Source organism: Bacteroides ilei, from assembly GCF_900128495.1.
Classification (GTDB): domain Bacteria; phylum Bacteroidota; class Bacteroidia; order Bacteroidales; family Bacteroidaceae; genus Phocaeicola; species Phocaeicola ilei.
Map to the genome: position 1 here is coordinate 2,155,184 of NZ_LT635801.1, position 23,264 is coordinate 2,178,447.

The following is a 23,264-nucleotide window of genomic DNA, read 5'->3' on the forward strand; positions in this document are numbered from 1 at the left end:
TATGAAACGTTTATTATCGGCATGTATGTTTGTCCTGGCTTTGTGCCTGTCGGGGCATGCACAGAATGCGCTGGAGGCACAACGTGATACCGCCCGGCAGGACACTGCTGCGATTTTGTATAAGACAGGGCTTCAATTTGAACAGGCAGGTGATATGAAAAACGCGCTGGTTTCATACGGAAAGGCCCTGGGATATCTTGAAAAGTTTTCGGAATCTTATGGCGCCTTGCTTGAAAAGCTGGCTCTTGAATATTATGAGTTGAATGATGAGCAGCAGTTCCTGTACTATATGGGTCTGATTGATGAATATAACAAGCATGAACTAGAAAAAGAATGTAATGAACCGGGATGTATGTTGGAACGGGCCGGGTATTATGCTGTGACGAACAACCTTACGGAAGCGAAGAAATGTTACCTTGAAGCTATTTCCATGAGTCGGACACCGGAAGAAAAGGCTGCTTCAAGAGAAGGATATGCACAGTTCCTGTTCAGCAACAAGAATTACGGAGAGGCCAAGGAATACTTCGGCAGCCTGTGTACGGATTATGAACAGAGGCAGGTAAAGGATGATGCTTACATGACTGCTCTCCGTAACCTGGCTTATTCGGATTATTATCTGGGGAACTTCGATGAGGCTATTGCCGGATTCCAGAAATATCGGAATGTATGCGAGGAATCGGAAGCCGGTCGGTCCCGGGTGTATTACAACTCTTTGTCGGCTATGGGTTCGGTCTATTTTTTGAAAGGGGATTATCAGAATGCCTTGGAGGTATATGGTGAGATCAAGGATTATTATAGTTCGGATAAGGAGGGGGAAAATTATGCCGATGTACTCAGGAATATAGCCGATGTGCTGGTAAGGCTTGAACGTTATCAGGAGGCGGCAGACCAGTATAAGGAATCGGTGGACATTTATGAAAAACTGGGTGATGAGATGAAGAAGGGGTTGGCCATGTCGGCCTTGGATATCTGTTGTATGAAAGGAGGCATTGCTCAGGATGAGGCCGGTGTAGAGGCACAGAACAGGAAGGTTATCCGGAATTTGCTGGAAGAAAATCTGAAAAACCTTGATATCTATAAGAATCTGTTGGGTGAGGATGATCTCGGGTATGTGCAGATGTTGGGTAATATAGCTATGCAGTATCAGAATTTGGGAGAATATGCCGGAGCGATGGAATATTATGTCCGGTTTGTTCCGGCGGAACGGAAGGCGGTAAAGAATGCGTTCCGGACACTGGATGTAACAGACCGTGAACTGGTGTGGAAGGAATATGGAGAAGCTCTGGACTCGTTGATGGTCATGGCTCTTTTGCCAGCTGGAATGGAAGACGGCCGTATGGCCGGTCTCGCATACGACGCCCAGCTGTTGTCAAAGGGTATTTTGCTCAATTCAGCCATTGAATTCGAAAAAGTACTCCGTAGTACGGGCGATACGGAATTGATGAAAGTCTATAGACAGATCAGGGAGAATACGGAACGGATCTCGGCAATCGGGGAATCGGGTGGCCGGACGGATTCCATATTGGTGCTGAAACAGGCCAATGATGCTCTGGAAATAACTTTGCTGGAACGTTGTGCCGAATACAAGGATTATACGGATTATTTGTCGTATACCTGGAAAGATGTACAGAAAATGTTGGAAAAAACTGATGTGGCCATAGAGTTTGCCGAAGTGAAAAACGGATTGCTGGACAGGGATAATCTGATAGTGGCGTTACTGGTTACCAGGGATTGTGCTTCGCCATCTATCATTCCAATATGTAAACGTGGTTTGTTGAGTCAGACGACCGGTTTGTCAGGTATTTATGATAATACAGAATTGGGTACATTGGTATGGGGTAGGATAATACCGTATCTGGAAGGGAAGAAACGGGTATTCTTTTCGGCCGATGCTGAATTGAATGCTCTTGCCATCGAGTATCTGCCAGTTTCGGAGATTCCTATATTTGAACGGTATGACATGTACCGCTTGTCTTCTACTAAGGAACTGTGTAAGTTGCCGGTTTTGCCTGAAAAGAGGAGAGTGGTTCTTTGGGGAGGTGTGGACTATACCCAGGAACCGACATCTGATGTATCGGAAATCGAAGCGGTAAAAAACTTGTCGGTTTTGCAGGGAGATTCACTGCGGCGTTTTTATGATGGAACTTTTGATTTCGGTCTGTTGTCATATTCGTTAGAGGAGGTTCGTGATATCCGTAATCTGTTATCGGAAGAACCGGGGTTTGAAGTTGTCCGGTACGTAGTGGGGACCAATGCCGGTAAGGATAATTTTCTGGAGCTGGAATCTGAGGATGTGAATGTGTTGCACCTTTCTACCCATGGAGTATATCAGGTATCCGACAGAATGGAAAAGGAGGATCCTATGGAGCGCAGTTTTCTGGTTCTGGCTGGTGCGAATACATTGTCTGTTGATCCTGCTGATGCCGTGGTGACTGCAAATGAGATTGCCCGGATGAATTTCCGTGATTGTGAGCTGGCTGTACTTTCTGCCTGTGAAAGTGGGTTGGGAAAATTGGATAAGGATGGGGTTTTCGGTCTGCAACGTGGATTCAAGAACGCCGGTGTACATTCACTGATGATGAGTCTTAAAAGCATATACGACAAACAGTCGGCCGATATGATGATCCTATTCTATAAGAACTGGATTAAGGAAGGTTCCAAACATAAGGCTTTCGTACAGACACTTCAGGAACTTCGGAAGCAAGGATGGTCAAGCGAACATTGGGCCAGCTTTATATTGTTAGACGCTTTGGATTGATATCGGGTAAAACAGCCGTAATCACGGTTCATCAATGATTTTCCGTGCAATCCAGGCACATGCTTCCGCATCACACAAGGCATGATGATGTTGTGACAGGTCGTATCCGCAACGTAAAGCTACAGTCTGCAGTTGATGGTTGGGCAGTTCCTTCTTGAATGTTTTACGTGAGGCCCGGCAGGTACAATAGAATGTATAGTGGGGATATTCCATGTGGTATGCTTCGAAAACGGCTTTCAGGCATCCTTCATCGAACGGACTGTTATGTGCTACCAGCGGGAGTCTGGCAATCTGTGGAGCTATTTCGGCCCAGACTTCAGGAAAGGTATGTGCCCGGCAGGTATCCTGGTAGGTCAGTCCGTGGACTTGGGTGTTCCAATAGCTATAATAGTTGGGGTAGGGACGGATGAGCCTGTATATCTTTTGTTCAATGACTCCGTTCCTGACTATTACCACACCCACACTGCATACGCTGGAACGTTCTCTGTTGGCTGTTTCAAAATCAATGGCTGCGAAATTTTCCATAATTGGAGGATCAAATTGCTTCTGTGTGCGAAGTTACAAAGAAAATGCAGGAAAAAAGAAGAGTCCGGGAGCTTTATGGAAAGAATCTCTGGGATGGAATGTATGGAACTTATGTTCAGAATTGTACGGGGTGTCCGGAAACGGACACCCTTGTTTTTTGTCAGTCCATTGTACATTAGTGTGTTATGTATATGGCATGGTCTTTGTTTGAGAAACGGTGTCGCTAACAATAAACTTGATTATGGATAGAGAAATACCGAAAGAGGTGCGTTCGAGGGAACGTAATAAAAGGATTGTAAAATATGGAGGTATCGGTGGAGGATGTGTGGTACTCTGTATCGTGCTGATTTCATTGATGCGCAGCAGCGTGAAGGAAAAAGACCTGGTCTTTTCGGAAGTGAGCCAGGGTACTATCGAGGTGAGTGTCAGTGCATCGGGAAAGGTCGTTCCGGCATTTGAGGAAATCATCAACTCGCCCATCAATACCCGTATACTGGAAGTCTATAGAAAAGGAGGGGATAGTGTAGATGTGGGTACACCTATTCTGAAACTGGATCTGCAGAGTGCTGAAACCGAATACAAGAAGTTGCTGGATGAAGAACAGATGAAACGTTACCAGTTGGAACAGCTGGAAGTGAACAACAATACGTTTCTGAGTGATCTGGAGATGCAGGTGAAGGTGGCCGAGATGAAGGTGAACCGTATGGAAGTGGAACTCCGGAACGAACGTTATCTGGACAGTCTGGGTTCCGGTACGACAGACAGGGTACATCAGGCGGAACTGAACTTCAAAACCGGAAAGCTGGAACTGGAACAGTTGCATCAGCAACTGGCCAATGAACGGAAAGTAAAGGCCGCCGACCTGAAGGTGAAGCAACTGGAATATGAGATTTTTCTCAAGGGCCTGGCCGAGACCAAGCGTACACTGGATGATGCGCAGGTGCGTTCGCCACGGAAGGCTATCCTGACATATATCAATAACCAGATAGGAGCACAGGTGACCGAAGGTTCACAGATAGCGGTCATTTCCGATTTGAGTCATTTCAAGGTAGAAGGTGAGATAGCAGATACATATGGCGACCGTGTAGCTGCCGGTGGAAAAGCCATTGTTAAGATTGGCAGCGAGAAACTGGAAGGGCAGGTGAGCAGCGTGACACCTCTGTCGAAGAACGGGGTCATTTCCTTTACCGTGCAGTTGGCCGATGACAGTAACCGCCGTCTCCGTTCAGGATTAAAGACCGATGTCTATATAATGAATGCCGTCAAGGAAGATGTGTTGCGTATAGCCAACGCCAGTTATTACGTAGGCCGTGGTGAATATGAGCTTTTTGTAGCGGACGGCTCGGGTGAACTGGTGAAACGGAAAGTACAGTTGGGTGATTCCAATTTCGAGTATGTGGAAGTGGTCTCCGGACTTCAACCGGGCGACCGGGTAGTGGTGAGCGACATGAGCCAGTATAAGAACAAGAATAAACTGAAATTGAAAAAATAAGGTAATATCGGAGTCCCACATGTAAATGGCTCCTTGAAACGAAAAAGAAAATCGTATGTTGAAGAATTATTTCAAACAGGCTTGGACACTGATGCGGCAGAACCGCCTCTTTACAGGTATCTATGTGGTGGGCACAGGACTGTCCATAGCGTTGGTGATGACACTGTTCATTATCTTTTATGTCAAGTTTGCACCCATTTATCCCGAGTATAACCGCAACCGTACACTGGTGCTCAAACCGGTGAAGCGCTATCCTAAACAACAACCTGACAATTGGAATATCCATGGAGGTGTAGCCTATTATGTGGTAGACAAGATGTTGCCTGGACTGCCTCATGTGGAGCAGGTGGCAGGTAGCATGCCTGCTTTTTGGGTTACTTATCAAGCGTCGGTTGCCGATATGCAGCCTTTGAAAATAAATCCCCGTTTCGTTAATGGAGCCTTTTGGCAGGTATTCCCGTTCCGTTTCATCGAGGGCCATCCTTTTACACAGAAGGATGTGGAGGCCCGTGCCCTGGTGGCAGTGCTGAGTGAGTCGACTGCCCGCCGGCTTTTTGCTGCGGCAGATGGGGTGGTGGACAAGCATTTCACTTTTAATGGTAGAGACTACCGTGTGTGTGGGGTGGTGCATGATGTTTCCAATGCGACTCCCGAAACTGTGGCCGACCTGTGGGTACCGTTACTCAACACACAGGAGATCAGTGAAGAACTGGACGAACGGGGGCTGCTGGGTAATGTCTATACTTATTTGTTGGTTGACCGTGCAGAAAATCTGGAAGAGGTGCGTGACGAGGTGCAGGATGTGTTCCGCCGTTATTCCCAGCAGGATAAGGAGTATGAATATGATCTGATGGGACAACCCGACCCGTATTGGGTGAGTACCTTCCGTCAGGATGTGGACCGGGCTCCCGATATGACCGAACAGACGAAAAGCTTCCTATATATTCTCTTGGCCCTGCTTTTTATTCCGGCGTTGAATTTAAGCGGCATGATATCCTCTCGCATGGATAGTCGTATCTCCGAGTTGGGCATCCGCAAGGCCTATGGGGCCAATCGCTGGTGTTTGCTCAAGCAGGTGTTGACCGAGAATCTGCTTCTTACTTTCACCGGGGGGGATGCTTGGTTTGTTGTTTTCTTATGTGATAGTGTTGACGGCCAGTGACTGGATATTGACGTTGTTCGACAAAAATATCTATTCGGGTTCGGTAAATACTTCACTCACCGGCGAAATGCTGTTCAATCCCATGGTCTTTGGTTGCACTTTTGCCGTGTGTCTGTTGCTCAATGTAGTTTCGGCATTGATACCGGCCCTGTGGGCATTGAAGCATCCTATAGTAGCGTCATTGAATATGAAAAGATAAATATGTGTTATGTTACAGACTATTTTACATCAGCTTTGGAATCAGCGCCGTCAGAACGGCTGGATATTTATAGAATTGCTGGCCGTCAGCTTTTTCCTTTGGACGGCTATTGATCCCGTTTATGTTCTGACAGCCAATTATCATATTGACAAAGGATACAATCCCGAAGGTCTCTATGTAGTAAATATCGGCATTTATGATGAAACACACGGCAACTATGATCCGGCCATGGCAACCGATTCGATGACGAAGGAAGCTTATTGGCGTATAGCCCGTATTGTCCGTGACCAGCCCGAAGTGGACAGCTGGAGCATTTCTACCAGCTGGAGTTTCCCGAACAGCAATTCGTGGAACGGTACCCAGCTTTTTACCGATACGGCTTCATTGCACCGGGATAAAGGTTATGTGCATGCCCAGCAATATCATTTTGTGGCGGCCGAGGGTAGCAATATGTTTCATACTTACGGCATGAAGGATGCCCGTACAGGCGGTGAAATGGTGTTGTTGCCACAAACGGGAAATAAAGTATACATCTCGGCCAGGCTGGCACAACTGCTTTTCGGTACTACCGATGTGGTAGGAAAGAAAATCTATGAAAGCGAACAGGGCATTGAAGTGGCGGGCGTTTTCTGCAATTTCAAGCACCGGGATTATGAGCAGCCTTATCCACTTATTGTCCGCATGTATAGCGATATGCAAGGTGGCTCTTATATGCCGTGGATGTACAATTTTGTCATTCGCCTGAAACCGGGCGTGGATGCATCGGCTTTCAAGCAGCGTTTTCAGCAGGAGGTCGCACCGTTGCTTTCGGTGGGTAACTTCTATTTTAATGGTTTGCAGGATTTTTCCGATTTGAGTGATGCGTATGCCGTGCGAAGTGGGGTGACCAATAAGTTGCGTTTGCAATACGCCTTGACAGGATTCGCCTTGTTTTGCATCTTCCTGGGTATGGTAGGTACTTTCTGGATACGTAGCAATGCACGCCGCGAAGAGATAGGTGTGATGCGCAGCATGGGAGCCTCGCAGGCATGCATTGTACGGCAGTTTCTTATTGAAGCATGGCTGCTGGCAACGATTGCTTTTGCTGTAACCATTCCTTTCCTGTTTTATCACGCATATACCAACGGGATGTATACTTTAGAGATGAGTGAATATTTCGTGCCCGATCCAGCCTATGGACAGAACCGGTTTGGCTTTCACTTTACCGTGGTTTTGCTGTTCAGTTACCTGATATTGCTGTTGGTTGCGCTTATTGGTACCTATATTCCGGTACGTAGAGCGGCCCGTACGTTGCCGGCCGATGCGTTGCGCGATGAATGAAACGTACGATAAAAATGGATAGGATGTCCGGAAACGGACACTTTCTATCTTGATAATATTCAGATAATCAATGGGAAGCATTTCTGGCATGACTTTTGATTCTCTGATTATGAAATTTGAAAATGTATTACTTAATAATGATTAGATTATGAACATGATTGAATTGACTGGAATCAATAAGATTTACCGAACTAACGAAATAGAGACTCAGGCGTTGGAAAACGTGAATCTGAATGTGGAAAAAGGAGAATTCCTCAGTATTATGGGACCTTCCGGATGTGGAAAATCAACGTTGCTTAACATAATGGGATTATTGGATACGCCGACGAGCGGAACCATTCAGATAGCCGGTACGCGGGTAGAAGGCATGAAAGATAAGGAACTGGCCGCTTTCCGTAACAAGAATCTGGGATTCGTTTTTCAGTCGTTTCATCTGATTAATTCATTGAATGTGATAGATAATGTAGAACTTCCGCTTTTATACCGGAAAGTTTCGGCCAAAGAACGCCGGCATCTGGCCGAAGAGGTGCTGAAGAAAGTGGGTTTGAGCCACCGTATGCGGCATATGCCTACACAGCTTTCCGGTGGCCAGTGCCAGCGTGTAGCGATTGCCCGTGCCATTGTCGGAAATCCGGAAATCATTCTGGCCGACGAACCGACCGGTAACCTGGACTCCAAGATGGGTGCTGAAGTCATGGAGTTATTGCATCAGCTCAATCAGGAAGACGGGCGCACCATTGTAATGGTGACACACAATGAGGAGCAGGCCAAACAGACTTCACGTACGGTACGTTTCTTCGACGGGCGCCAGGTGGAATAACAGGTTTCAAATGAATCTGATTAGGATAAATAAGCTTGTGAAGAAGAAAAGATAATTAAATATGTTTAGACAATATATCAGACAAGCCTTCTGGCATTTGCGTGAAAATCCTGTCATCAGTTGGATTTCCATACTGGGTACCGCACTCTCCATCTGTATGATCATGGTTATCGTCATCACCCTGCGGGTGCGTACGGCCGATTGCGAGCCGGAGGTGAACCGCAGCCGTTCATTATACGTCCCCAATATGTCCTATCGTGCCAAAGGCGATATGAGCGGCAGTTCTGCCAATTCGAGAATGTCGGTGCAAACAGGCCGTGAATGTTTTAAGGCGTTGACAACAGCCGAAGCTGTTACCCTTGTGTCATCTCCCAGTAAGGTAAAGGCCTTATTACCGGCCGGTGCCAAGACGACTGTTGACATGGTGCAGACCGACGAAGACTTCTGGCAGGTGTTTCAATTCCGCTTTCTCGATGGCAAGCCCTTTACGGCAGCCGATTTGAACAGCGGTCTGCCTCGTGCCGTCATTGCCGCTTCGGTGGCCCGCCGCCTGTTCGGGCGGACGGATGTCAGCGGACAGCATATTGAATTGAATTACGTGGATTTCCAGGTGTGCGGCGTGGTGGCCGACGTTTCCATGCTGGCTACAGATTCCTATGCCCAGGTGTGGATACCCTACACGGCCGGTGATGCCGAGGCCAATTCGTGGGGCTACAACCTGATGGGGCCGATGCGTGCCGTTATCCTGGCTCATAGCAGGACGGATTTTCCGGCCATACGTCAGGAATGTGAACGCCTGCGGCAGAAATACAACGACGCACAAGACGGGGTAGAGGTGTTTTACCGCGGACAGCCTGATACACAGTTCACTCATCTTTACCGTACATGGAGCCAGGAGCCCGATATTCAAGGCGTAGTTCTACGTTATGTCGTCGTAATGCTCATTCTGCTTATTGTACCAGCCATCAACCTGAGCAGCATGACTCTTTCACGCATGCGGAAACGAATGGCGGAAATTGGGGTACGCAAAGCCTTTGGTGCTACGGCAAACGAGCTGATGCAGCAAGTATTCTGGGAGAATCTGCTCCTGACCTGTGTAGCGGGTCTGCTGGGGTTGCTCCTGAGTTATGCCGCGACTTATCTATTGAACGGTTTCCTTTTCGGTAACTCAACCAATGCTTATTTGTCGGGCGAGACCAGCTTGACGGCAAGTGCCCTGCTTAGCCCGTGGATATTTATGGCTGCCTTTATTTTTTGTCTGCTGATGAATCTGCTCAGTGCGGGTATTCCTGCATGGCGGGCATCAAGAATGAATATTGTGGAAGCGATTAACGGTAAGGTGCATTAAAAAGCAAAAAATATGATCAGAAAACTATTGATTCAAATACGAAACGAATGGCGGAGCAACTTTTTCCTTGCTCTGGAACTACTGGTGGTCTTTGTGGTGCTGTGGTACATTGTGGACTGGTGTTGCACGACGGCACGTGTCTATTTTGCACCGATGGGTTTTGATACCGAGCATTGTTACGAGGTGACGGTGAACCGTCTGACATCTAATTCTGCTTTGTATGACCCTAATCAGACCGTGGAAGACAACATGGATGCCTTGCTGGAGATAGCCGAACGTCTGCGTCATCGTCCCGGCGTGGAAGCGGTAGCCATTTCGCAGAACAGTGTTCCCTATAGTGACGGTAGTAATGGCATCGACACTTTTGTAGATACGGTGCCTGTTCATGCCATGCTTCGTTTGGTTCAGCCGGACTATATGCGCCTGTTCCACATTCAAGGAGTAGCCGTACAAGGAGCTGATGGGAAGACGGTGCGGACTACGAGTTCCGACTCGCTGGCTGCTGTGCTGGATCCTGGTACAATGATTCTGTCACGTAACGTGGCCGCCCGCTATGAGGCACTCGGCATGCCTGATGCCACTCCGTTGCTTGGCCGACAATTGCCCATGTGGACGATGGACAGCGACTCTCGTCCGCGTGTAGCCGGCATTGCCGAACCTATGCGCTGGAATCATTTCGAGACGTCCGACCAGTGGGGAGGCCCTTTCATTGCTATCGGTTTCTCTCGTTCGCATATGATAGAATATGAGAATCCGGCTTACCTGCAACTGAGCCTACGCGTGAAACCCGAAGCCGACCACGGATTCGTGGAGCAACTGATGGCTGATGCCGACCGTCTCTATCGTATAGGCAATATTTATATTCTTGACATCCAGCCTTTCACTCAATTGCAATATGTCAGTGAACTGGAGGATGTGAACGAGGTGCGGACACAGCTCTGTATTCTGTGCTTCCTGCTGCTCAATATCTTTTTGGGCGTTATCGGTACCTTCTGGTTCCGTACGCAGCATCGCCGTCAGGAAGTTGCTCTTCGCATGGCGATAGGCAGTACACGCCGGGGTGTCTTCGTACTTCTGATAACTGAAGGCCTGTTGCTTCTGATACTGGCCACCGTGCCTGCTGCCCTTATTGCGCTGAACATTGGTTTAGCTGAACTGGTGGATGTCGAGAAACTGCCTTTCGATGCTTTCCGTTTCTTCTCCTCCTTACTGCTTTCGTTTCTGCTTATGACATTGATGATTGTGTTGGGTGTCTGGTATCCTGCCAGTCGGGCCATGAAGGTACAGCCTGCCGAAGCCTTGCACGATGAATGATAAGAATGTGGAATCTTTAAAAAGACTCGGGTATGAGGTATTCTTTTGGACATAGTTTACGGTTACTCTTGAACCAGTTGAACCAGCACCGTTTCTATACGGCGGTGTGTGTAATAGGAACGGCGGTTACCATGGCCTTTGTGATGGTGGTGGTGATGGTTTATGATTTCCGTACGGCAGATGTAGCACCGGAGACACGTCGTAGTCAGGTACTTTACAACTATGGCACTCAGTGTATGCGTCCCGACGGTACAAATATGTGGGGATACCGGGGATTGGGACCGACTGCCTTCCATGCTTTTTTTGACGACCTGCCGGGGGTGGATGAACTGACCTTTCACGGAGGTCTGCAGAAGGCAGTGTGTGCCTTGCCTGCCTCGTCCGACCGTTATCCGGTATTGCTCCGCCCCGTAGCAGCCAACTGGTTTGATTTCTTTCGTTACGATTTCCTGGCTGGACGTCCGTTTACTCAGGCTGAGTATGATGCCGGACGGGCTGCTTTCGAAACGGCGGATGACGAGTGGCGGAGCGTCCGCAACCGGGATGACGGTGTGGTACGCCGGTTTGTCGTCATCAGTGAAAAACTGGCTGGTGAGTTGTTCGGAGGAACCGTCGAGGCGGTAGGCAAGCAATTCCTACTGGATTTCCAGGAAGTCCGTGTCGTAGGTGTGGTACGTAATGTCAGCTCCATTTTCCAGACAGCATATGCCGATGTATGGGAACCGTTTACGTTGACCTACGAAGAAAATGTGGATCCTTCTATCAGTACCGGCGGTCTGATAGGATTTCATTATACCGTCCTCCACTTGTCGCCAGATACTTCAGCGGAGGAAGTACGTGCTGAAGTGAATCGCCGGATGGAACAGCTAAACAAGCAGGGACTGGAGTATATCCTTCAGGATCCGCGTCTGTATACGCATACGGAGTATACCTTTTTCCGTGATGGAAGTATCAATGCGGGACTGGTTTATGGATTGTTGCTGGTGATTCTGCTGGTAGTGCCCGCCGTGGGCATATCAGGACTGGTTCACGCCCAGATGCAGAGCCGGTTGGGCGAGATAGCCATCTGTAAGGCGTATGGGGCTTCCAATGCCGATATTATCGGACGATTGTTTTTCGAGAGTCTGTCTACCACCTTGATAGGAGGCGTGTTGGGGTATGGATTGTCGTGTGCGTTGGTATTGGCAGGTGGTGCATGGTTGTTCGGTACAGGGGGTGTGGAACTGGAAGGTATCGTGTTGGGTAGCGACTTGTTGTTGCGTCCGTCGTTGTTCCTGACGGTACTGGCGGCTTGTCTGGTGTTCAATGCCTTATCCGTATTGTTGCCCGCATGGATAGCCGTACATAGAAGTATTTCATATACATTGACGGGAGGAGAATAAGTTATGTGGAAACAGATTTTCAATCAGATATGGAACCAGCGGCGTACCAACGCCTGGCTTTGGGCCGAATTATGTATCGTGACCGTATTGTTGTGGTATGGTATCGATGTAGTGTATAATTTCGAAGGGGCGGCCTGGAAATCCAAAGGATATGATACCTCGTGTGTGTTCGACCTGACGATGGGTACCAAACCGTTGGAGTTCATTAACGATACAGACAACCGGCGGGCCGGAGAAGATTTCACCTACTTGTATAACCTGATAAAGGATTATCCCGGGGTAGAAGAAGTTTGTGCCTATTACGGGAGTGTCCCTTATACGAATGAGGTAATGTCCGAAGGATATGCGCCACATACTGATTCTACGAATGTCGTAAATTGTTACATCAGATATGTGACATCTTCCTACTTCAAGGTATTCCGCCTGAATCCTTTGGCCGGGCAGTTGGATGAGAAGCACTGGTCACCGGCCGAAAATCCTGTTCCCGCACTGATGAGTGTTGACTTGGTGGATTCTCTGTTCCAATTGCCTCATGCGGGTGATGCGGTAGGCAGGACTTGCTTCAATCCCTATTGGTTGAGCACGAAAAATCCGGTGACCAATTACCGGGTGGCCGCCGTTCTGCCCCGACACAAGCTGGGTGACTATGAGCGATATGAACCTTTCATTTACTTGCCTGCCGATAAGGCCTTGTTCTGGCAGCATGTGGCGATACGGGTTTCGCCCGATCATGTAGCAGGATTTGCCGAGCGTTTCCGGCGTGACATGCAGCCGGTATTCGACCGCGGAATCTTCTATTTGGATAATATCCGCTCGTATGACGATATGAAGGAGGCTTATGACGTTCAGGAAGGAACGGTAAATTACCTCAATACAGTTTATGCCGTGGCAGCTTTCTTTTTGTTTAATGTCTTTCTGTGTGTCTTTGCTACCTTCTGGTACCGTACCCGAAAGCGTCGTTGTGAGATAGCTTTGCGTATGGCATTGGGAAGCAGCCGACGGGTGTTGATGCGGTATTTTCTGTTGGAAGGGCTTACTCTTCTGCTATTGGCGGTGATACCGGCCCTGGTGATTGCCTTCAATATCCAATGGGCCGATCTGACGGTGCATACGTTGCTCGATGTTTCTGTGATGCGTTTTGTGGAATGTTTCGGAGGAGCGTTCCTGCTCATGGCTCTGATGATTGTCCTGGGTATCTGGTATCCTGCCCGACGGGCCATGAAGGTGCAGCCTGCCGAGGCCTTACATGATGAATAATTTTTGTAGAATCCTATGATCCTGAAAATATGAAACGAACTTTTTTACTTATTTGTTCTTTACTCTCTCTTGACACGGTGTTTGCAACCGGAGAAACAGAAACTCCGGTGCGGCAACGTACCATTACGTTGGATGAAGCCATTACTTTGGCACGCGTACAGAGTGTGGATGCCGCCGTGGCTTTGAACGAGTTGAAGACTGCTTACTGGGAGTACCGCACTTTCCGTGCCGATTTGTTGCCCGAAGTGAATTTTACGGCTACCCTGCCTTCATACAACAAAAGTTACAATTCTAATCAGCAGGATGATGGTTCGTACACTTTCGTGCGGAACAACTACTTACAGATGAACGGACAACTTTCCATCGATCAGAATATCTGGTTTACAGGAGGTACCCTGTCATTGAATACGTCGCTTGATTTTCTTCGTCAGATGGACGGAACGGTGGGGAATCGCTTCATGTCCGTACCGGTTGCCCTGACTTTGAACCAGCCTATCTTTGGCGTGAATAACATCAAGTGGAACCGTCGTATCGAACCGGTACGCTATGCCGAGGCGAAAGCAGCCTTTCTGAGTGCGACCGAAGAGGTGACAATGACTACCATCAACCATTTCTTCAATCTCCTGCTGGCACGCGAGAATGTGGCCATTGCCCGCCAGAACCTGGCCAACGCCGAGAAGCTTTACGAAGTGGCGAAGGCAAAACGACGTATGGGGCAGATCAGTGAGAACGATTTGTTGCAACTGGAGCTGAATATGCTGGACGCTCGTTCTACACTGACTTCGGACGAAAGCTCTCTGAAGAGCAGTATGTTTACTCTCCGTTCTTTTCTTGCGTTGGGCGAAGACGAGGAACTGGAACCGGTAGTGCCCGATTCGGTGCCCGATGTACGTCTTGACTACGACGATGTGCTCCAGAAGGCACTGGCCAACAATTCTTTTGCCCACAACATCCGCCGGCGTCAGCTGGAGGCCGATTACGAGGTGGCCAAGGCGAAAGGAAACATGCGTGAAATCACCCTTTTTGCCCAAGTGGGTTTTACCGGTACGGATAACCGCTTCGACAGTGCTTACCGACGCCTGAAGGATAATCAGGTGGTAGAGGTCGGGTTCAAGATTCCGATACTGGACTGGGGAAAACGCCGCGGACAGGTAAAGGTGGCACAGAGCAACCGAGAAGTGACCGCAAGCAAGCTGCGTCAGGAGTCGATGAACTTCAATCAGGATATTTTCATTCTGGTGGAGCAGTTCAACAACCAGCAGACCCAGCTTCACCTGGCCGATGAAGCCGACCGTATCGCCCGGAAGCGTTATCACACCAATGTGGAGACTTTTCTTATCGGAAAGATTTCCACCCTCGATCTGAACGATTCTCAGAGTCAGAAGGATGAGGCACGCCGCAAGCACATCAACGAACTCTTCTACTACTGGTATTATTACTACCAGCTACGTAGCCTGACACTTTGGGATTTTGTTGCCAATACGGGCATTGATGCCGATTTTGAGAAAATAGTCAGAAGATAAAACCGCGGAATAGGCGATTTATATTTACTTTTGCCGATGTTATGATACTGATAATTGATGATGATAGTGCAATCCGTTCTTCGCTCAGCTTTATGCTCAAGCGGGCGAAGTACGAGGTTCTGGCAGTTTCCAACCCCAAGGAAGCTTTGGAAGCGGTACGTTCCGTTACACCCCAACTCATTCTGATGGATATGAATTTCAGCCTTTCCACCAATGGTGAAGAAGGGTTGGTATTGTTGAAACAGGTTAAGATATTCTGTCCCGATGTGCCGGTCATTCTGATGACGGCCTGGGGAAGCATTCCGTTGGCCGTACAGGGAATGCAGGCCGGGGCTTTCGATTTCATTACGAAGCCTTGGAACAATGCGGCCTTGATGCAACGCATTGAGACTGCTCTGGAACTGGCGGCGAAGGACGGTGCCGGAGAGTTGCCTGTGACTGATGACGACGGGTTTGACCGGAGTCATATCATCGGAAAGAGCAAAGCCCTGATGGATGTGCTGGCTACGGTGAAACGGGTGGCGCATACCGGAGCTCCGGTACTGGTGACGGGTGAAAGCGGAACGGGTAAGGAGCTGATAGCCGAAGCTGTCCACCTGAACAGTCCCCGCCGGAACAAACCGTTCGTGAAGGTCAATCTGGGCGGTATTTCGCAGACCCTGTTCGAGAGCGAGATGTTCGGCCATAAGAAGGGAGCCTTTACTGATGCTGTAGCCGACCGCAAGGGACGTTTCGAGCTGGCGGACAAGGGAACCATTTTTCTCGATGAGATAGGGGAGCTGGATCTGGCGTGTCAGGTGAAGCTGCTCCGGGTATTGCAGGAACAGACTTTCGAGCCTTTGGGCGAAAGCCGTCCGCGGAAAGTGGATGTACGGGTAGTGTGTGCTACGAATGCCAATCTGGAGCAGATGGTACACGAACATACCTTCCGTGAAGATTTATTTTATCGTATCAATCTCATTACGGTGCATCTGCCGGCCTTGCGCGAGCGGCGTGAAGACATTCCTCTGCTGGCACGTCATTTTGCCGATAGCCGTTGTAAGGCCGACGGTCTTTCTCCGGTAGAACTGACCGATGATGCCATGGATTTTTTGAGCAGCTTGCCTTATCCGGGAAATATCCGTGAGCTGAAAAACCTGGTGGAGCGTACTTTGCTGGTATGTGGGAAAGAACAACTGACAGCCAATGATTTCAAAGCCCAGTATCATCCGGCCGCTTATCCGATGGAGCATACCGACAGTCTGCAGGGGCTGACGCTCGAAGAGATGGAAAAACGTACCATTCTGCAGGCGCTTGAAGCACATGGTAACAATCTCTCACAAGCGGCTGTATCCTTAGGGATCAGCAGAGGCGCCTTGTATCGTCGGTTGGAAAAATACGGTATTTCATTCAACGATTAATAGGGTACATTTATGAAACTGAAGACATTGTTCTTTCTGCTGTTCCTGTTACTGGTTGTGGTGTGGGGCATCTTGTTGTCTTTTACCTTGAAGGAGGGAGGTACTCTGCTATATGTAAGCGAGGCGGTAATTATGCTCTGCCTGTTGGTGCTGGTCTATTTCTACCGGAAGGTAGTGACTCCGCTCAACAGTATAGCCAACGGTATGGATCTGCTTCGGGAACAGGATTTCAGCAGCCGTCTGGCGCCGGTAGGACAGGCTGAAGCCGACCGGATTGTGGCTATGTTCAACCGTATGATGGACCAGTTGAAGAATGAACGTCTGAGGCTTCGGGAGCAGAATCATTTTCTTGACCTTCTCATTAATGTTTCTCCCATGGGGGTGGTTATTCTGGATTTTGACGGGAAGATTTCCATGCTGAATGAGGCTGCTTTACGTTTTTTGGGATATATGGTGTCGGATGAACTGAGGGGGAAAGGTTTTCAGGAACTGGATACTCCGCTGGCTGAGGAAATAGCACGTCTTCCTAAAGATACGACCGATACGATCCGTCTGAGTGACGCGAAAATCTACCGATGTTCACGGTTGTCGTTTGTGGATCACGGCTTTGCGCATCCTTTTGTACTGATAGAAAGTCTCACTACCGAAGTAGTGAAAGCCGAAAAGAAAGCCTATGAGAAAGTGATCCGTATGATTGCTCATGAGGTGAACAATACGACGGCCGGCATTACTTCCACATTGGAGACGGTAGGGGATGCTCTGAAAGAGGTGGAAGATACGGAAGATTTGCGGGAAGTGATGAGGGTGTGCGTGGAACGCTGTTACGGGATGAGCAGCTTCATCACCAATTTTGCCAATGTGGTGAAGATTCCTGAGCCCTGTCTGGAACAGGTACACCTGAACGACCGGGTGATAGCCTGCCGGATGTTTATGGAAACGGTATGTCGTGACCGGCAGATTACCTTGCATAACGAGCTTTGTCCTGAGAATCCGATGGTGCGGATAGATACCGTTCTGTTTGAACAGGTACTGGTAAATATTATCAAAAATGCAGCCGAGAGTATCGGAGAAGGTGGTGACATCTACATCCGGACTACCGCTTCGCCGGTTATGCTGGAGATAGCCGATACCGGAAAGGGTATCAGCCGGGAGGTGGAGGCCAAACTTTTCAGCCCTTTCTTTTCTACCAAACCTAACGGACAGGGGATCGGTCTGATCTTTATCCGTGAAGTACTGACCAAGCATGGCTGTACTTTTTCTTTGCGTACCTATCCCGACGGGATGACCCGTTTCCGTATTTCTTTTCCTTCCGCATCTTGATGCCAATTGTCGGGATATTGTGTATTTTTGCTGTGGTGAACAAAAAGTTTGAATCATGATAAAGAATATAGTATTCGATTTGGGTGGAGTGATTGTTGATTTGAGCCGTGAGAACGCTGTCAAGGAATTTGTGGCTATCGGTCTGGCCGATGCTGACACAAGGCTTGACAAGTATCACCAGACCGGAATTTTCCAGGACCTGGAAGAAGGCAAGTTGGACGAGGAGGCATTCCGGAAAGAACTGGGACATCTTTGCGGACGTACGCTGGAAAAGGCCGAGGTGCAGAAGGCCTGGCTTGGCTTTATTCCCGGGGTGGATGTACGTAAACTTGACTGCCTGGAAAATCTGCGCAAGCAAGGTTATCGGTTGTATCTGCTAAGTAATACCAATCCTTATATTATAGGATGGGCATGCAGTGCAGGGTTTACCGGATACCATAAACCATTGGATGAATATATGGACAAGATGTATCTGTCGTATCAGATAGGATATACCAAACCTGATCCCCGGATATTTGAGTTCATGCTGGAAGATTCAGGCATGAATCCGGAAGAGACCCTTTTCGTAGATGACGGGAAAGCGAACATCGAGCGTGGAAAGGAACTGGGACTTCATGTATTGCTGGTAGAAAATGCTACCGATTGGCGTGAAGCGCTGATAAAAGCGCTGAAGGTTGTGAAATAGTGGGGCGTAACTGATTGATATGTCGCATGCTGTAAAGAATCGGTGGTGAGAGTTCTAAAAAAATGCCTGTAAAGTTTGCATATTAATGTCAAAAGCCATACCTTTGCATCGCTTTTGAAAAAACAAGCCTTGTGATTCGGGGTGTAGCGCAGTCCGGTTAGCGCACCTGCTTTGGGAGCAGGGGGTCGTGGGTTCGAATCCCGCTACCCCGACAGGCAGAAGGAAAACAAAAGCAATCCTTAATCTTTTTCGGGGTGTAGCGCAGTCCGGTTAGCGCACCTGCTTTGGGAGCAGGGGGTCGTGGGTTCGAATCCCGCTACCCCGACGGAAGAGATGGAAAAATACAGATTCGGGGTGTAGCGCAGTCCGGTTAGCGCACCTGCTTTGGGAGCAGGGGGTCGTGGGTTCGAATCCCGCTACCCCGACAGAAGGTAAGGAGCAACGATAACGTTCGTTGTTCCTTTTTTATTTGTCTTTTAAAGAAATATATCTTATTTTTACATTGTTATAAAACCGAAGGTTATGAAAAAGATCAGTATTCTGTCACTTGTCTGCCTGTTTCTTCTGGCAGGTTGTGGTAGCGTTCCTCTTACGGGGCGTAAACAATTGTTGTTGGTTTCCGATCAGGAAGTCCTTTCATCCAGTCTGACCCAATATAAGGAGTATATGCAGAATGCTCCGCGTTCTTCCAATACGGTACAGACGGCTATGGTTACCCGCGTAGGGAAAAAGTTGGCTGCTGCTACCGAACAGTATCTGCGTGAGAATGGGATGAGCAGTGAAATCAGTAATTTTTCATGGGAATTCAATCTGGTCAAAGAAGATGAAGTGAATGCATTCTGCATGCCGGGCGGTAAGATTGTCGTTTATGAAGGGATTATGAAACTGGTTTCTTCCGATGATGAACTGGCTGTGGTTTTGGGACATGAAATCGCCCATGCCGTTGCCAAACATAGCAATGAGCGTATGAGCCAGCAGGTGCTTGCCCAATATGGTGCACAGATCTTGAGTCAGAGCCTGTCTGAAAAGAGTACGGCATTACAGTCGATAGCAAATACGGTATATGGGGTAGGTGCCCAGTATGGAGTGGTGCTTCCATTTTCAAGAAAACACGAATCGGAAGCTGACTATATGGGGCTGGTCTTAATGACTATGGCCGGATACAATCCGGATGTTGCCGTTACTTTCTGGCAGAAGATGGCGGCTGGCGGACAGGCTGGTGTACCGGAATTTATGAGTACCCATCCGAGTGATTCCCGCCGTATCAGTGATATACAGAAGGAATTGCCGGCTATCAAAGCCAAATATGGGAAATAATAATGATTCAGGAAAAAAATTCCTTTTTTGTGTTACCAAACCCTATGTGTTGTCGTCTAATGGAATGTAACGACAATAAGGATAAGAACATAAAAAGGAATTTGAATCATGAGAATGTTATGTACTCTGATAGCTTTGTATGCCTGTTTGAACGGATTTGCGCAGCAGATCCAATTGAAGGGTACCATAAGAAACAGTGAAAATCACCCGATAGAATTTGCCAATATCGTGTTGCAGACTGCCGATTCGGCGATGGTGGCAGGCACAACCTCAGACCTGAAAGGGCGTTTTGAACTGGCAGGTATAACTTCGGGAACATATCGTTTGTCGGTTTCAAGCATGGGATACCGGACACAGGAAATATGGCTGGAGGCTCTGGACCGGTCACGTAATTTGGGTGAGATACTTTTGGAGGAAGAAGCGTTTTCTCTGGAAAATGTGACTGTTACAGCTTCTGCGCAACGGAATGAAGTGGATAAGAAAGTAATATATCCGTCCGAACGCCAGCAGGAAGCTTCTGCCAACGGTGTAGAACTTCTTCAGCAGTTGATGCTTCCGCGTATTCAGATCGATCCGGTGAACAATACGGTCAAGATTCCGGGTGACGGTGAAGTACAGATGCGTATCAATGGAGTGAAAGTGTCGGCTCAGGAGGTTCGTGCCCTGCGTCCGGATGAAGTGGTCAGAGTGGAATTCCATGATAATCCGGGTTTGCGTTACGGAAATGCAGAAATTGTTATTGACTATATAGTGCGACGTCCGGAAACGGGAGGAAATTTCGGTCTCGAAATCAAGCAGTCACCTCATGTCGCATGGGGGAACTATGAGGGTAATGTGAAGATCAATCATAAGAAATCAGAGTTTTCCACGAACTTCTGGGTCGGTCCACGTAATTTTTATGGAGGCTATCGTGATAATCAGGAAGATTTCAATCTGGGAAACGGATTTGAACTGCACCGTTATGAGCAGGGTATCCCTTCACAATGGAAGATCATGCAGGCATGGGTGAACATGGCTTATAATCTGCAGGATAATGACCGGTACCAGTTTAATGTCTCGCTCAATTATTCGGGAAACCGTATGATCGTTCAACAGTTTCGTGGAAGGTTGATCAACCGTGGGAACGAATCGGATTATGTGGATATGTTTGATGACAATCCGTCGAACCGGCAAATTCCCTCTTTGGATATCTATTATCAGCGGAATCTGAAGAAAGACCAGGTGATGATTTTCAATGTTGTAGGAACCTACAGCAAAGAGTTCTCAAACCGTATATATCAGGAAAGCCGTGGAAACGAGATCTTGACGGATGTACGTAACAAGGTATATGGAAACAAATATTCCGTTATCGGTGAGGGTATTTACGAGAAAAAGCTGTCGAACGGAAACCGGTGGGGAGCCGGGCTTCGCCATACCCATTCTTTTTCGGATAACAAATACATAAACGGGCATAATTATCATACCCGTATGCAGCAGGGGGCTACTTATCTGTATGGTGAATTCCGGGGGAAGGCGGAGAAACTGGATTATATGCTGGGAATAGGTGGAACCCGTTCATTCTATCGTCAGGAAGGTACTGTCGATCTGTATCAGTATTATACATTCAATCCACGCCTGACTTTGAAATATGCTTTCAATGACCGTACCTATTTGCGCCTGCGTTGGGCTGTCAACAATGAAATGCCTTCATTAGGAAATCTGAGCGCAATAGACCAGGTTATCGATTCTCTTCAGATACAGCGTGGAAATCCGAACCTTGATCCTTATCTACAGTATAGCACAACTTTTGACGGGGAATGGTCGAAAGGAATCTTCCATACGTATTTCAGGATAGATTATAATTATAAGCCGAACGTGATTATGGATGAAAAGTTTGTGGAAGGGAATAAGATTATCCAGACGTGGGACAACCAGAAGAGTTGGCAGCGTATCGCACCGATGGTGCAATTGCGTGTAGGTCCGATAGCGGATATTCTCCAGTTTTCGGTCAGCGGAGGATTAAGGCATTTTATCAGTCATGGCAATACCTATAAACACCGGTATTCCAATTGGTGGTTGGATGCTACCGTATCGGCCAACTGGAAGAATTTTTCTTTCATCTATCAGATTCAGACCAACCAGAATTCGTTCAGCGGTGAAACTTTGTCTGGAGGAGAGAATTTGCAGGTAATCATGTTGGGCTATAAATGGAAAGATTTGCATGTAGGTTGCGGTATGGTGAACCCGTTTACCGACGATTACAAGGTACAGGAAGAAAACTGGAACCGGTATGCTTCCAGCAGGAAGACAAACTACGTCAAGGAAAGTGCCCAGATGGCTTTCATTTCGTTGAGCTATAATTTCTCGTTCGGACGCCATTATGTATCGGGTAGCAAGAAACTTAATAACAAGGATTCGGAATCGGGTATTATGCAGACCGGAAAATAAGTCGGGGTGCATTATAAAATGAAACTTCGTTTGTTTTATTCTTCCGGGTTAAAGAAAAAGAGCTATCTTTGTCTTGGAACAATTGGATAAAAGGTATGGAATATGATCTGATTACGATACTTGGACCGACAGCTTCGGGAAAGACGCCTTTGGCTGCGGCTCTGGCTGCGCGGCTTGGTACGGAAATAATCAGCGGTGACAGCCGCCAGGTTTACCGCCGTATGGATTTAGGTACCGGAAAGGATCTGGTTGATTATATGGTAGACGGGAAACAGATACCTTATCATCTGATTGACATTGTAGAGCCGGGATATAAATACAATGTATTCGAGTTTCAACGTGATTTTCTGAAAGCCTATGAAGATATACGTTCCCGTGGTTTACTTCCTATATTGTGCGGAGGAACAGGGATGTATCTGGAATCGGTGCTGAAGGGATACCGTCTGCTTCCGGTGCCGGAGAATCCCGAATTACGGGACAGCCTGGCAGACAAATCATTGGAAGAATTGACTCAGATACTTTCGGGTTATAAGAAACTTCATAATTCTACAGATGTAGATACAGTAAAAAGGGCTATACGTGCCATTGAAATCGAGGAATATTACCTGCACCAGCCGGTGGATGCACGTGAGTTCCCTACATTGGACAGCCTGATTATAGGAGTAGACATTGAACGGGAACTGCGACGGGAAAAGATTTCCCGCCGTTTGAAGCAACGTCTGGATGAGGGAATGGTTGAAGAAGTACGTGCCCTGATTGAAGGTGGAATTTCTCCGGAGGACCTGATTTATTATGGATTGGAATACAAGTACCTGACCCTATATATAATAGGTGAACTGACTTATGATGAAATGTACCGGCAGCTGGAAATAGCAATCCATCAGTTTGCCAAACGACAGATGACCTGGTTCCGTGGAATGGAACGCCGTGGTTTTACTATCCATTGGATTGACGCGACACGACCGATGGAGGAAAAAGTGGATGAAATAATCGGATTATTAAAATAAAAATAAGA

The 23,264-nt window shown here is 47.9% G+C and carries 18 protein-coding genes and 3 tRNA genes; 20 read left to right on the forward strand and 1 reads right to left on the reverse strand.

Annotated elements, in window-relative coordinates:
• The first annotated feature begins 1 nt into the window (after position 1).
• On the forward strand, positions 2–2,758 hold the full coding sequence (locus BQ7489_RS09265) for a CHAT domain-containing protein (RefSeq protein ID WP_162617797.1): 2,757 nt from the start codon (positions 2–4) through the stop codon (positions 2,756–2,758).
• 21 nt (positions 2,759–2,779) lie between these two features.
• Here the strand turns inward: BQ7489_RS09265 and BQ7489_RS09270 are convergent, their stop codons facing one another.
• Positions 2,780–3,283, reverse strand: coding sequence for a 3'-5' exonuclease (locus BQ7489_RS09270; RefSeq protein ID WP_083580543.1), 504 nt, complete (start codon positions 3,281–3,283; stop codon positions 2,780–2,782).
• 241 nt (positions 3,284–3,524) lie between these two features.
• On the opposite strand from BQ7489_RS09270, the gene BQ7489_RS09275 reads away from it, so the two are divergent.
• The 19 genes from BQ7489_RS09275 (at position 3,525) to miaA (ending at position 23,256) form a co-directional block, all read left to right on the forward strand.
• On the forward strand, positions 3,525–4,775 hold the full coding sequence (locus BQ7489_RS09275; protein ID WP_072530765.1) for an efflux RND transporter periplasmic adaptor subunit: 1,251 nt from the start codon (positions 3,525–3,527) through the stop codon (positions 4,773–4,775).
• 55 nt (positions 4,776–4,830) lie between these two features.
• The gene (locus BQ7489_RS09280) at positions 4,831–5,937 is read left to right on the forward strand and encodes an ABC transporter permease (RefSeq protein ID WP_239496940.1); all 1,107 of its coding nucleotides are present in this window, start codon (positions 4,831–4,833) and stop codon (positions 5,935–5,937) included.
• The gene (locus tag BQ7489_RS17795) at positions 5,915–6,136 is read left to right on the forward strand and encodes a hypothetical protein (RefSeq protein ID WP_239496941.1); all 222 of its coding nucleotides are present in this window, start codon (positions 5,915–5,917) and stop codon (positions 6,134–6,136) included. Before BQ7489_RS09280 ends, BQ7489_RS17795 begins: the two co-directional genes overlap by 23 nt.
• Positions 6,137–6,145: 9 nt before the next feature.
• A complete protein-coding gene (locus BQ7489_RS09285) occupies positions 6,146–7,456 on the forward strand; it encodes an ABC transporter permease (RefSeq protein WP_072530766.1) in 1,311 nt (436 codons plus the stop codon).
• A 154-nt stretch (positions 7,457–7,610) separates the two neighbouring features.
• A complete protein-coding gene (locus tag BQ7489_RS09290) occupies positions 7,611–8,276 on the forward strand; it encodes an ABC transporter ATP-binding protein (protein WP_072532103.1) in 666 nt (221 codons plus the stop codon).
• 61 nt (positions 8,277–8,337) lie between these two features.
• Positions 8,338–9,624 carry an ABC transporter permease gene (locus BQ7489_RS09295; protein ID WP_072530767.1) on the forward strand — a complete coding sequence of 429 codons (1,287 nt, stop codon included), beginning with the start codon at positions 8,338–8,340 and terminating at the stop codon, positions 9,622–9,624.
• A gap of 12 nt (positions 9,625–9,636) precedes the next feature.
• Positions 9,637–10,938 (forward strand): FtsX-like permease family protein, encoded by a 1,302-nt coding sequence (locus tag BQ7489_RS09300; protein WP_394334068.1) that lies wholly within the window; start codon positions 9,637–9,639, stop codon positions 10,936–10,938.
• A 32-nt stretch (positions 10,939–10,970) separates the two neighbouring features.
• Positions 10,971–12,320: an ABC transporter permease gene (locus BQ7489_RS09305; RefSeq protein ID WP_072530768.1), complete on the forward strand. Its 1,350-nt coding sequence runs from the start codon at positions 10,971–10,973 to the stop codon at positions 12,318–12,320.
• Between the two features lie 3 nt (positions 12,321–12,323).
• Positions 12,324–13,577 (forward strand): ABC transporter permease, encoded by a 1,254-nt coding sequence (locus tag BQ7489_RS09310; RefSeq protein WP_072530769.1) that lies wholly within the window; start codon positions 12,324–12,326, stop codon positions 13,575–13,577.
• Between the two features lie 29 nt (positions 13,578–13,606).
• Positions 13,607–15,100: a TolC family protein gene (locus BQ7489_RS09315; protein WP_072530770.1), complete on the forward strand. Its 1,494-nt coding sequence runs from the start codon at positions 13,607–13,609 to the stop codon at positions 15,098–15,100.
• Between the two features lie 41 nt (positions 15,101–15,141).
• Entirely contained in the window at positions 15,142–16,500 is a 1,359-nt protein-coding gene (locus tag BQ7489_RS09320) for a sigma-54-dependent transcriptional regulator (protein WP_072530771.1), read from the forward strand.
• A gap of 12 nt (positions 16,501–16,512) precedes the next feature.
• Positions 16,513–17,820: a sensor histidine kinase gene (locus tag BQ7489_RS09325; protein WP_072530772.1), complete on the forward strand. Its 1,308-nt coding sequence runs from the start codon at positions 16,513–16,515 to the stop codon at positions 17,818–17,820.
• Between the two features lie 55 nt (positions 17,821–17,875).
• Positions 17,876–18,505: an HAD family hydrolase gene (locus BQ7489_RS09330; RefSeq protein ID WP_072530773.1), complete on the forward strand. Its 630-nt coding sequence runs from the start codon at positions 17,876–17,878 to the stop codon at positions 18,503–18,505.
• 137 nt (positions 18,506–18,642) lie between these two features.
• Positions 18,643–18,717 (forward strand) — tRNA-Pro (locus BQ7489_RS09335).
• Positions 18,718–18,755: 38 nt separating this feature from the next.
• Positions 18,756–18,830: transfer RNA gene (locus BQ7489_RS09340), tRNA-Pro, on the forward strand.
• Positions 18,831–18,855: 25 nt separating this feature from the next.
• Positions 18,856–18,930: transfer RNA gene (locus BQ7489_RS09345), tRNA-Pro, on the forward strand.
• Between the two features lie 97 nt (positions 18,931–19,027).
• Positions 19,028–19,822 carry a M48 family metallopeptidase gene (locus tag BQ7489_RS09350; protein ID WP_072530774.1) on the forward strand — a complete coding sequence of 265 codons (795 nt, stop codon included), beginning with the start codon at positions 19,028–19,030 and terminating at the stop codon, positions 19,820–19,822.
• 108 nt (positions 19,823–19,930) lie between these two features.
• Positions 19,931–22,249, forward strand: coding sequence for a TonB-dependent receptor (locus BQ7489_RS09355; protein WP_072530775.1), 2,319 nt, complete (start codon positions 19,931–19,933; stop codon positions 22,247–22,249).
• 95 nt (positions 22,250–22,344) lie between these two features.
• Entirely contained in the window at positions 22,345–23,256 is a 912-nt protein-coding gene (gene miaA, locus BQ7489_RS09360; protein ID WP_072532105.1) for a tRNA (adenosine(37)-N6)-dimethylallyltransferase MiaA, read from the forward strand.
• Positions 23,257–23,264 lie beyond the last annotated feature (8 nt).

Coding starts and splice junctions, on each gene's coding strand:
- BQ7489_RS09265 (WP_162617797.1), top strand. CDS start 2: ATGAAACGTTTATTATCGGCATGTATGTTTGTCCTGGCTTTGTGCCTG.
- BQ7489_RS09270 (WP_083580543.1), bottom strand. CDS start 3,283: ATGGAAAATTTCGCAGCCATTGATTTTGAAACAGCCAACAGAGAACGT.
- BQ7489_RS09275 (WP_072530765.1), top strand. CDS start 3,525: ATGGATAGAGAAATACCGAAAGAGGTGCGTTCGAGGGAACGTAATAAA.
- BQ7489_RS09280 (WP_239496940.1), top strand. CDS start 4,831: ATGTTGAAGAATTATTTCAAACAGGCTTGGACACTGATGCGGCAGAAC.
- BQ7489_RS09285 (WP_072530766.1), top strand. CDS start 6,146: ATGTTACAGACTATTTTACATCAGCTTTGGAATCAGCGCCGTCAGAAC.
- BQ7489_RS09290 (WP_072532103.1), top strand. CDS start 7,611: ATGATTGAATTGACTGGAATCAATAAGATTTACCGAACTAACGAAATA.
- BQ7489_RS09295 (WP_072530767.1), top strand. CDS start 8,338: ATGTTTAGACAATATATCAGACAAGCCTTCTGGCATTTGCGTGAAAAT.
- BQ7489_RS09300 (WP_394334068.1), top strand. CDS start 9,637: ATGATCAGAAAACTATTGATTCAAATACGAAACGAATGGCGGAGCAAC.
- BQ7489_RS09305 (WP_072530768.1), top strand. CDS start 10,971: ATGAGGTATTCTTTTGGACATAGTTTACGGTTACTCTTGAACCAGTTG.
- BQ7489_RS09310 (WP_072530769.1), top strand. CDS start 12,324: ATGTGGAAACAGATTTTCAATCAGATATGGAACCAGCGGCGTACCAAC.
- BQ7489_RS09315 (WP_072530770.1), top strand. CDS start 13,607: ATGAAACGAACTTTTTTACTTATTTGTTCTTTACTCTCTCTTGACACG.
- BQ7489_RS09320 (WP_072530771.1), top strand. CDS start 15,142: ATGATACTGATAATTGATGATGATAGTGCAATCCGTTCTTCGCTCAGC.
- BQ7489_RS09325 (WP_072530772.1), top strand. CDS start 16,513: ATGAAACTGAAGACATTGTTCTTTCTGCTGTTCCTGTTACTGGTTGTG.
- BQ7489_RS09330 (WP_072530773.1), top strand. CDS start 17,876: ATGATAAAGAATATAGTATTCGATTTGGGTGGAGTGATTGTTGATTTG.
- BQ7489_RS09350 (WP_072530774.1), top strand. CDS start 19,028: ATGAAAAAGATCAGTATTCTGTCACTTGTCTGCCTGTTTCTTCTGGCA.
- BQ7489_RS09355 (WP_072530775.1), top strand. CDS start 19,931: ATGAGAATGTTATGTACTCTGATAGCTTTGTATGCCTGTTTGAACGGA.
- miaA (WP_072532105.1), top strand. CDS start 22,345: ATGGAATATGATCTGATTACGATACTTGGACCGACAGCTTCGGGAAAG.